The sequence below is a fragment of the Caballeronia sp. genome, assembly GCF_028292365.1.
Classification (GTDB): domain Bacteria; phylum Pseudomonadota; class Gammaproteobacteria; order Burkholderiales; family Burkholderiaceae; genus Caballeronia.
Genome location: NZ_JAQGMM010000089.1, coordinates 1 through 10,657, shown reverse-complemented (window position 1 = coordinate 10,657; position 10,657 = coordinate 1). Strand labels below are relative to the sequence as shown.

At 60.8% G+C, this 10,657-nt stretch carries 10 protein-coding genes; 1 reads left to right on the top strand and 9 read right to left on the bottom strand.

What is annotated here, in order from left to right; translation table 11 throughout:
- The first annotated feature begins 10 nt into the window (after positions 1–10).
- On the top strand, positions 11–361 hold the full coding sequence (locus JWR14_RS05275) for a hypothetical protein (RefSeq protein ID WP_299702577.1): 351 nt from the start codon (positions 11–13) through the stop codon (positions 359–361).
- A gap of 123 nt (positions 362–484) precedes the next feature.
- On the opposite strand, the gene JWR14_RS05270 is transcribed toward JWR14_RS05275, so the two are convergent.
- The 9 genes from JWR14_RS05270 to JWR14_RS05230 all read right to left on the bottom strand — a co-directional run.
- Entirely contained in the window at positions 485–1,936 is a 1,452-nt protein-coding gene (locus tag JWR14_RS05270; protein WP_299702574.1) for an aldehyde dehydrogenase family protein, read from the bottom strand.
- 52 nt (positions 1,937–1,988) lie between these two features.
- A complete protein-coding gene (locus JWR14_RS05265; RefSeq protein WP_299702571.1) occupies positions 1,989–2,444 on the bottom strand; it encodes a PAS domain-containing protein in 456 nt (151 codons plus the stop codon).
- Between the two features lie 86 nt (positions 2,445–2,530).
- Positions 2,531–3,781, bottom strand: a complete 1,251-nt coding sequence (gene frc / locus JWR14_RS05260) for a formyl-CoA transferase (protein WP_299702568.1) — start codon at positions 3,779–3,781, stop codon at positions 2,531–2,533.
- Positions 3,782–3,903: 122 nt separating this feature from the next.
- Positions 3,904–5,658 carry an oxalyl-CoA decarboxylase gene (gene oxc / locus JWR14_RS05255; RefSeq protein ID WP_299702565.1) on the bottom strand — a complete coding sequence of 585 codons (1,755 nt, stop codon included), beginning with the start codon at positions 5,656–5,658 and terminating at the stop codon, positions 3,904–3,906.
- Positions 5,659–6,184: 526 nt separating this feature from the next.
- A complete protein-coding gene (locus tag JWR14_RS05250) occupies positions 6,185–6,805 on the bottom strand; it encodes a nucleoside/nucleotide kinase family protein (RefSeq protein WP_299702562.1) in 621 nt (206 codons plus the stop codon).
- Positions 6,806–6,961: 156 nt separating this feature from the next.
- Complete coding sequence (locus JWR14_RS05245) at positions 6,962–7,837, bottom strand: sugar phosphate isomerase/epimerase family protein (RefSeq protein ID WP_299702560.1); 876 nt, start codon at positions 7,835–7,837, stop codon at positions 6,962–6,964.
- Positions 7,834–8,865, bottom strand: a complete 1,032-nt coding sequence (locus JWR14_RS05240) for an ABC transporter permease (RefSeq protein ID WP_299702558.1) — start codon at positions 8,863–8,865, stop codon at positions 7,834–7,836. Before JWR14_RS05240 ends, JWR14_RS05245 begins: the two co-directional genes overlap by 4 nt.
- The gene (locus JWR14_RS05235; RefSeq protein ID WP_299702555.1) at positions 8,862–9,875 is read right to left on the bottom strand and encodes an ABC transporter permease; all 1,014 of its coding nucleotides are present in this window, start codon (positions 9,873–9,875) and stop codon (positions 8,862–8,864) included. The genes JWR14_RS05240 and JWR14_RS05235 overlap by 4 nt, the downstream gene beginning before the upstream one ends.
- On the bottom strand, positions 9,868–10,657 hold a 790-nt coding region (locus tag JWR14_RS05230; protein WP_299702552.1), incomplete at its 5' end, for an ATP-binding cassette domain-containing protein. The genes JWR14_RS05230 and JWR14_RS05235, both read right to left, overlap by 8 nt.

The following is a 10,657-nucleotide window of genomic DNA, read 5'->3' as shown; positions in this document are numbered from 1 at the left end:
GGAGACGACCATGAACCGTTCACAAGCCACGATCGCCGATGCGCGCGAACTCCAGACTCAGCTTTGTGCCTACAACAGCGCCTTCGAAGAACTTGACCTGATGTTCCGCTGGGACGTCGAAACGCTTCAGTCGCTGGCGCACGCTGCGAGCGATCAGGCGCGCATCGCACAGTACATCGAAGCGCATTGCCCCCACCTGCTCAAGGCGTACAGCGCGGAATTCCTGTGCCAGGCCATCGTGGACAGGAAGAACGCGTATTACGAGGCATGCCGCGCCACAACCATCGCCCGGGCCGACGACACCCGCGGTGCACGGATGTGGCGGCCGGAGTGCGACAGTCCGCACGCACAAGCCGCTTGAGGCTTGACGCATAGAATCGTTCGGACCTGAGGTCATGCCTCAGGCACCGGGCATCGGCTTCTAAGCAACTACCAAGCTCTCGAAGGGGGCGGGTTAATCACCCGCCCCCTTCTCACATCCAGCTCATTGCGCCAACGACACCCACACGCTCTTCGGCTCCGTGAAGTTCTCGATCGCCACGTCCCCATGCTCGCGGCCAAAGCCCGAATCACCCGAGCCGCCCCAGGGCAACCGCACATCTGTATAGCCGTATGTATTCACCCAGACCGTGCCCGCCCTGAGCGCTGACGCCATCCGGTGCACCCGGCCAATATCTGCACTCCATACGCCCGCCGCGAGGCTGTACAGCGTCCCGTTGGCAATCCGCACGGCGTCTGCTTCATCATCGAAGGGAATCACGCTGACCACCGGGCCGAAGATCTCTTCCTGCGAGATGCGCATCTCGTGCTCGACATTGGCAAACACCGTCGGCTCAATAAAATAGCCGCGCTCGCCCCATCGCCTTCCACCCGACACGACCGACGCGCCTTCATTTTTCCCAATGTCCACGTAGTCGAGCACCGACTGCATCTGCTTCGCGGAAATGAGCGGTCCCATCGACGTCTCTTTCTGCGATGGATCACCCAGCGTGATCGACTTCGCACGCTGCGCCAGACGTTCGACGATCTCGTCATACACCGATCGCTGGACCAGCACCCGCGAGCCCGCCGAGCACACCTGCCCCGCGTTGAAAAAGATCCCCGACGCAGCCGCGCGTGCAGCCTGATCGAGGTTGGCATCGGCGAAAATGACGTTGGCGGACTTGCCGCCCAGTTCAAGCGTGACTCGCTTGAAGTTGACCGCCGCGCCCTGCAGGATTCCGCGCCCGACCGATGGCGAACCAGTGAACGTGACCTTGTCCACACCGGGATGCGCGACTAGCGCGTCGCCCACCACCGAGCCCTTGCCGGTCACAATATTAAGTACGCCCGGCGGCACGCCTGCTTCCAGTGCAAGGCGTCCGAGCATCAACGCCGATAACGGCGTCAGCTCCGCAGGCTTGACGACCAGCGTGCAGCCGCAAGCAAGCGCGGGCGCGATCTTCCACATGCCGATCATCAACGGGAAATTCCACGGCACGATAGCCGCGACCACGCCGACCGGCTCGCGCACGGTGTAAGTCAGCGCGTCCGGGCGCGTGGGCACCACTTGTCCGTTGATCTTGTCGCACCAGCCCGCGTAATACGCGAGGGTGTCGATAGCGGCCGGTACATCCTGGCGCCGCACGCCGGAAATCGGCTTGCCGGCGTCGAGACTTTCCACCGCGGCAATTTCATCTTGATGCGTACGCATCAATTCTGCAAAGCGCATCAGGATCCGGCCGCGCTCGGATGCCCTGATTGCATTCCACGGTTTCAACGCGGCGCGTGCCGCTTGCACCGCACGGTCGACATCAGCCGCCGTACCCTGCGCAACGCTCGCTATCTGCGTCTCAGTCGATGGATCGATAATGTTGGAATACGCGCCGCCACCGGGCGCCACTGCTTCGCCACCAATCAGCAGCTCGTAACGTTTCACGTCCGCTTGGGCGTTCATTGTTGTCTCCTTGTACCGTAGTGCGATCCGGCGCGTAGTCCCTGTGTTCGGATCACGCGCCGGATTTTGCTTCGAGTTCAGCGAGGCGCTTGCGGAGGTTCCGCTCTTCGGTGAAGCGGCTCGTTTCATCGCGTATGACGGCTACGATGCCGGTCACGCTCTTTTCCGGTCCCGCTGAATGCAGCAACGCGACCGTGAATGCAATCGACAAAGACCTGCCATCCTTGTGCACAGCCGGTACGCGCAGCACGTCGTGTCCGTAGCGGGTCTCACCGGTCGCCATGGTTTTTTCATAGCCGCTCCAGTGACGCCCTCGCAGGCGTTCGGGAATGATGAGGTCCAGCGAATTGCCCAGCGCTTCTTCAGGCGTAAACCCGAACATGCGCTCTGCAGCGGGGTTCCATAAAGTGATTGCGCCATTGGCGTCGGAGATCACAACCGCGTCGCCGATAACGCCGACCAGTTGCTCGAAATCAATGGGGGATTTTGTATGCGCGGCGCTATTCATGATTGAAATGGCCTTTCTATTTCAGGTAGCGATTCTGGCCGCGCCGTGGGTCCATCAAGGCAATCCACGGCGCCGCACGTTCGCGTTTAAACGGCTTGTTGCTGATGCAGGTTGGCGATTTGCGCGCTGGTATAACCGAGACTCTCGAGCACTTCGTCAGTATGCTCGCCCAGTAACGGCGATCCCGTGATCTCCGGTTTCATATCCGAGAACTTGATCGGGCTGCCGACCGTGAGGTACGAACCGCGTTCCTTATGCTGCACTTCCGCAATCGTACCGCTTTCACGCAACGACGGATCGTTGGCCAGCTCTTTCATCGTCAGCACGGGCGCGCACGGAATATCGAACTTGCGCAGGATGTCCACCGCCTCGAACTTGGTTTTATCGGCGAGCCATTCTTCGATCGTCTTGAAGATGTCGAAGATATGCGGCTGACGCGCCGTCGCCGTGTTGTAGTTCGCGTCTTCGATCCACTCGGGTTTGCCAATCGCGCGGCAAATCGGCGCCCACGCGTGCCCCTGGATCGTGAAGTAGATGTACGAGTTCGGATCGGTTTCCCAGCCCTTGCATTTCAGCACCCAGCCCGGCTGACCGCCGCCGCCGGCATTGCCGCCGCGCGGAACGACATCGCTGAATTCGCCGTGCGGGTATTGCGGATACTCCTCCAGGTAGCCCAGCCGGTCCAGGCGCTGCTGGTCACGCAACTTCACGCGGCACAGGTTAAGCACGCTGTCCTGCATGGATACCGCGACCTTCTGCCCCTTGCCCGTCTTGTCGCGTCCAATCAGTGCAGTCAGGATGCCGATGGCCAGATGCATACCCGTGTTGCTGTCGCCCAGCGCGGCTGCGCTGATGGTCGGCGGGCCGTCCCAGAAGCCCGTAGTCGATGCCGCGCCGCCCGCGCATTGCGCGACGTTTTCGTAGACCTTCAGGTCGTCATAGTGGTGACCGTCGCTGAAGCCTTTCACCGACGCCAGGATCATCTTCGGGTTCAGTTCCTTGATGTACTGCCATGGGAAACCCATCCGGTCGAGCGCGCCCGGACCGAAGTTTTCCACCATCACATCGGATTCCTTAATAAGCTTTTCCAGGACTTCCTTGCCTTCCGGCTTCTTCGTGTCGAGCGTGAGCGACTTCTTGTTGCTGTTGAGCATCGTGAAATACAGCGCATCGACGTCCGGGATATCGCGCAATTGCGTGCGGGTGACGTCGCCCGAACCCGGGCGTTCCACCTTGATCACATCGGCGCCAAACCACGCAAGCAATTGCGTGCAGGCGGGGCCTGCCTGCACGTGCGTGAAGTCGATAATCTTGATTCCCTCAAGTGGCTTGCTCATGGTTCCTGTCTCCTGACTCACTGGCTAAAGGTGGGTTACTCATGTTCTGGCTGCGGCATCGGCGGCGCGTCTGGGCAAAAGCTGCCGATGCCGGCGGTAACTCTGCGCAACTTCCAAGCGGACTACTTTTTCATCGCCGCGCTTTGCGGATTCAGATTCGTCAGGCGGCCGCTCTCGGTGCCGGCGGCTTCATCGATAACCGCATTGATGAGGGTTGGCTTGCCGGACGCAATGGCTTCCTGCAGTGCTTCCGTCAGCTCTTCCGGCGTCGTCGCGTGGCGGCCGATGCCGCCGAATGCCTCAATCATCTTGTCGTAGCGCGCGCCCTTGACGAACACGGTCGGGGCAACGTCCTTGCCGCCGGTCGGGTTCACGTCGGTGCCGCGATACACGCCGTTGTTGTTGAACACGATGGTGCAAACCGGCAGGTCGTAGCGGCAGATCGTTTCGAGTTCCATGCCGCTGAAGCCGAACGCGCTGTCGCCTTCAATGGCGACCACCGGCTTGCCGCTTGTGACCGCCGCGCCAATCGCGAAGCCCATGCCGATACCCATGATCCCCCACGTACCCGAATCGAAACGCTTGCGCGGCTCATACATATCGATGATGCTGCGGGCGTAGTCGAGGGTGTTCGCGCCTTCGTTGACCACGTTGATATCCGGGCGCGTCTTCAACACGTCACGGATCGCGCGCAGTGCGCTGTGGAAATTCATCGGCGACGGGTTCTTGGCGAGCGTCGCGGCCATCTTCTCCAGGTTCTTGTTCTTGCGCTCGGAGATTGCACCCGTCCATTCAGTGCTCGGCTTCGGGAAGCTGGCATCGATGCCATCGAGCAAGGCCGACACGCAGGAACCGATATCGCCAATCACTGGCGCAGCGATTGCCACGTTGCTGTCGATTTCCGTCGGCGAGATGTCAACCTGGATGAATTGCTTCGGAGCGGCGCCCCACGTCTTGCCCTTGCCGTGCGACAGCAGCCAGTTCAGGCGCGCGCCGATCAGCAGCACGACGTCCGCTTCCTGCAGCACGAACGAACGCGCGGCAGACGCCGATTGTTCGTGGGTATCGGGCAGCAATCCCTTGGCCATCGACATCGGCAGATAAGGAATGCCGCTCTTTTCCACCAGTTCGCGAATCTGTGCGTCGGCCTGGGCATAAGCTGCGCCCTTGCCGAGCAGGATCAGCGGACGCTTCGCGCCCTTCAGCACGTCGAGCGCGCGCTTGACCGAGTCAGGCGCCGGAAGCTGGCGCGGCGCCGCGTCGATCACGCGAACGAGCGACTCCTTGCCCTTAACGGCGTCGATAGTCTGCGACAGAAGTTTCGCCGGCAAGTCCAGGTAGACGCCGCCGGGACGACCCGACACGGCGGCACGGATCGCACGCGCAATGCCAATGCCGATATCTTCCGCGTGCAGCACGCGGTACGCGGCCTTCGCGTATGGCTTGGCGGCATTGAGCTGATCCATTTCCTCGTAGTCGCCCTGCTGCAAGTCGACGATCTCACGCTCGCTGGATCCGCTGATCAGGATCATGGGGAAACAATTGGTGGTCGCGTTGGCCAGCGCCGTCAGGCCGTTCAGGAAACCCGGCGCCGAAACGGTCATGCAGATGCCCGGCTTTTGCGTCATGTAGCCGGCGATAGCCGCCGCATTGCCCGCGTGCTGCTCGTGACGAAAACCGATAAACCGCATGCCTTCGGCTTGCGCGAGGCGCGCCAGGTCGGTAATGGGGATGCCGACCAGCCCGAAGATCGTGTTGAGGTCGTTCAGTTTCAGTGCATCAATGACCAGATGGAAACCGTCGGTGGTCGCCGGTGTCTCCTGCTTCGCTGTTTCGGCTGCAGTGGCGGTCTGCGGGTGGTTCAGTACTTCTGCCATAACGTCTCTCCTCCTTGGCTGGCGTTGTTTGGTTTGTGATATACAATATTCCACACACAGTATTAGTCAAGCGGATTTGTTTGTGGACTCGAGAGTGGTGCGGTGCGATTCGCTCTGAAACGCTGGCGCTACGGCAGATTTGTCGTTTTTTTTGCTGCGATGCGATGAGGGACGTTTAAGCGACTCGGGAGATTCGCGACTGGAAATTTGAGGCGAACGTGACTTGAGGCGGAGGTGTGCGGCGGGACGGTTTTGAAGCGCGCTGGAGATGGGTTTACCCGCGCCTTGAACCCGGTAGCTGCGGTTTGGTTTGCCAATCCGGATTAGATCAGCGGCGAGGTTTTTTGTTAGGACACGGCGAGATGAAGCGCGACTGGCTACTCAGAACAGACAGATCTGGAAAGCTGATTGCGACGGTTTTACCTTCCGCGAGTCGCCGTGCGGTTCGGCGCCGGAGCACGGCTTATGGCGTCTCTTCCCCGTCCTGACTGACATGAAATGTCGATCTTCCCGATCGTCACGCGTTCTACGACGTCCATTGGAAAACCAGATCGGCCCGCCCGCGCGTTGTATCGATCAGCGCCGCGTTCACTTCGTCGGTTCGCTGGACCCATTCGCGGGCGGCGTCTTCATCGCGGCCGAACTGTACGTGGCGCGCAATGAGCCGCTGCAGACGCAATTCGGGATCGACGTCGACATACCAGGCTTCGTCGAGCAAAGGGCGAACGGCCTTCCATTCGCCTTGCTGCAAGAGCAGATAGTTACCTTCCGTGATCACAAGCGGCACATCCGGCATGACCGGAATGGCTCCGGCAATGGGCTCCTCGATTTCCCGGCGAAACGTAGGGGCATAGATCATCTCGTCGTGGCGCTGCGCGCGCAGGCGCGCGAGCAGTGCGACGTAACCGGCGCTGTCGAATGTATCCTCGGCGCCCTTGCGGGACGCACGGCCAAGACGTTCGAGTTCGATATTCGCAAGATGAAACCCGTCCATCGGCACGACTACCGCGCGGCCCGGCAGTGCGTCCAGAATGGCCTGCGCCAGCGTTGATTTGCCCGCGCCCGGCGCACCCGCCAGCCCCAGGATACGACGTTGGCCACCCGCCACAAGCTGCTCCAGTCGTACGAGAAAACGGTCTTCGATCATCGGCACAATCCTGTTGTGGTTTTTTTAATTGGTGCTCTTTGCCTCGCCGATCTTCACGCGGTTGGGGGGCTGCCGCGAAACGAAGACCAGACGCGAACACGGTCCCGCTAGCGTGCCATATCCACGTTCCGCTGAGCCGCTCGGCTAAACTTCTCGTTAATGGTGCGCCCTGGCTTTCGCCGCGGCGTTGATGCCGCCAGCAATGAACGTCCGCGCATGAGTGGCCAGATCCATGCTGTCGTCCCACAAGTTCCGCCAGATCGCCAGCGCGTTCGACAACTGCTCGTTGACAACCGTAGACGAGAAGCTTTCGAACGTCACCACGCCCTCGTATCCAATCATGGATAGTGCATGAAAGAACTGCGCAAAATCAATAGTGCCCGATCCAAGGTAGCCCCGATTACTTTCGCCGATGTGGACATAACCCAAACGCTTGCCACATGCCAGCACAGGCTGCATAAAATCGGATTCCTCAATATTCATGTGATAGGTATCAAGGTGCACGACAACGTTGGGTGCATCGACTTCATCCAGCATGGCGAGCGCCTGGGACGCCGTATTGAGCAGGTTGCTTTCGTAGCGATTCACGACTTCGAGGCCGAGGGTGACGTCCTTTTTCAACGCGAAATCGGCAATCCGCTTGAGCGAGTCAACCGCGTTGCGCCGTCCCTGAGCGGTGAGCGGCGCCTGGTATTTCGCCATTGCACCGTACAGGATGCCGCCGAAGTACTTGCCGCCAAGTTCCGCCGTGATGCTGACGCCCTCTTCCAGCAACGCCAGGCCGCGGGCAACCGACTCGGGGTTATCGCTGGATACGTCGGCATCAAAGGTAAGGCCACGTGAGCACCCGATCTCCAGGCCATGCTCCTGGAGCAGGTCACGCGTAAGCGCCAAATCCATGACCTTGGGCCCGTGAAGCGACAGCTCGACCAGATCAAAACCTGCCGCCCTGGTCTGGCTGATGACCTTGCGGGTCGACTCCGGCGTCAGGTCGCCGGCCCAAACCAATGCATGAACACCGAGCTTATTCATTGAGTCACTCCTCCGGTAGCGGTCGCGCGTCTGCGGACCAAAGACTGAAAATAACCGCGTGCCCATGCCCAACGCAGGAACATCACAGCAAGTAAAAACACGCCCCACAAAGCCGTGGCAAGGTGCTGGTTGGCGCCGAGCAGGTTCAGGCCGGAGGCAATGACCTGCAGGATCACAAGTGCAATCACGACTGGCACGACGCGCCCGAAGCCGCCGAACGGATCCACGCGCCCAAGGAAACAGGCGAGCACAGCGATCAACAGGAATGCCTCGCCGTGCCCGACGCGCACCGAGTTGAAACTGGCCAGCATCACCACGCCGGCAACGCCGCACATCAGACCGGACAGCATGTAGATTCGGGTCACCGCACGCCGGGTGTCGATACCCGAATAGCGGGTTGCCTCACTATTGGAGCCGATCATGCGGGTCGCGAAGCCGAGCCGCGAGCGCGTCATGACGACATGCCAGAGAGCGGCACAGCCCGCGAAGATCCAAAGCGGAACGGGAACGCCGAGCATGATGCCGTTGCCGAGCTTCAACACGAAAGGTGGGAACCCGGAGATGTCGCCGCCATGAGTCAGGAATTCCCCTAGCCCGCGCAGGAAGATCATCATTGAAAGAGATACCAGGATGGGGCTTGCGCCCGTGTGCGCGATGATGGCTCCCATGATCCATCCCGCTGCGGCGCCTGTAGCGAGTGCAGCGCAGATTCCAAGCACGATCGTGCCAGCGCCCGCATCCGCGCCGCCGTGCGAATGCAGCACCCAGGCCATCGCGAGCCCGGCGATGTTCGCCGTGAAGGTGACGGCCAGGTTGAAGCCGCCAGAGATCAACGGCATCAGCATGGCCAGCGTAAAGAGCCCGAGTTCGGGCAACTGGAACGCCACGGAAACAAACGTGCCGGTGGTAAGGAACCGATCTGAGGCAAAGCTCATGGCCACGATCACAATGACCAGGAATCCTGATAGACCGACTACGTCGGCTTGCACGAGCGGAACACCGGAGCGATGTTGCGAGGATATTTTCATGACGGGACCTTTGCGCGTGATAGCGTGAACCGCGATCCGACCAGTTTCGCCAGACCGTCGCTCGACAAGGTGATGGCAATCAGAATAATCGCGCCGATGATCATCTTGAACGCGTAGGGCGAGATCCCAAGCAGATTCAAGCCGTTCGCGGTGATCGCCGTCAGAAGGACGCCAAGGATGGCGCCAAGGATCGTGCCGCGCCCGCCGCCCAGCCGCGCGCCGCCAAGTACCACCGCTGCCAGCACGTCGAGTTCGCGACCGTACAGCGCGTTGGGCACCACCTCTTGCACGTAGTGAGCCTGCATAAGCCCTGCTATACCGGCCATCATGCCCAGCCAGCCAAAGGCTACGTAATGCATCGCGCCAATATTGATGCCCACACGCCGGGCTGCTTCGGGGTTGTCGCCCATGGCGTAGAGTTGCCGGCCGGTAGTCGTGCGCCGGAGCAGGAACCAGGTCGCCGCAACCATGACCGCCATGACTGCGACCGGCAGCGCCAGCTCCGCGACGCCGCTAGAGGTCTTGAACGAGACCAGCGAGACGCGGTTCATCCACCAGTCCGGCAGGTCGTAGATGGACACGCCTCCCGTCAGGAACATCAACCCGCCGAAGAAAACGTTGAAGGTCGCGATGGTCACGACGATCGATACGATGCGGAAGTGGTAAATGATGGTGGCATTGATTGCGCCAAGCAGACAGCCGAACCCGGCAGCCACCAGAAAGCCTGATGCCCAGTCGCCACCGCCCAGCCGCATGACGGTCAGCGCGGTCAGGTACTGGACCACGGACGCGCCCACCGCGAACGAGATGTCGATCCCGCCGGCAATGAGCACGACCAGCAAACCGGCCGCGAAGATGATGTTGACCGCGCTTTGGTTAAGCAGGTCGAACAGGTTGGGCAGGGTGAGGAACGTCGAAGTTGTCGCGCCGAGCCCGATCACCATGGCGGCGATCACGAGAATCAGCAGGGCCTCGATCGAACCGATCCCCCATTTGCGCAGATCAGGCATGGACGTCTCGCTCGATTTGATCGATGGTCGTGGTTCCGGGCACGTACTCGGCGACCATGCGCCCGTTGCGCATGTGCAGAATACGGTCGGCGTTGAAATAGACCTCGGGGATCTCGTCGGAGATCAGCAGGATGGCCATGCCCTGCTCGGCGAGCTTATGGATGATGGCAAAGATGCCGGCTCTCGCGCCCACATCGACGCCTACCGTGGGCGAATCCAGGATCAGCAGTTTCGGATTGGTCGCCAGCCATTTGGCAAGCACGATGCGTTGCTGATTGCCTCCAGACAGTGTCGATACCGCATCGTCCGGCTTCCCTATCTTGACCGCCAGTTGTTGAATCCAATCGCGAATCAGGGCATCACGCTTGCCAGGAGCGATCAAACGGGTGGCGTCGAGTAAATCGTCCAGCACGGCGGCAACGGTGTTGTCGCCGATAGACTGCTGCTGCACCAGACCCAGTTGAAGACGGTCTTCCGAAACATACGCAATGCCTGCCCGGATCGCGTCGCGGTTAGAGCCAAGCGATAACTTCTTTCCATCCAGGCTGACCGCACCGGCGCCCGGCCGCGTCATGCCGAACAACGACAACGCCAGTTCTGTGCGCCCTGCTCCAAGGCGCCCTGTAACGCCCAGGATCTCGCCCTTCCTCACGCCGAAGGAGACGGCCTCGTATTCATTGCGCCGCGACAGGTCCTCGACCTTCAGCACGACGGGCGCAGCGGACAAGTCCGTGGTCCGCACCGCGTAGTCGAATGTGCGGCCGGTCATGAGTTCAGTGAGG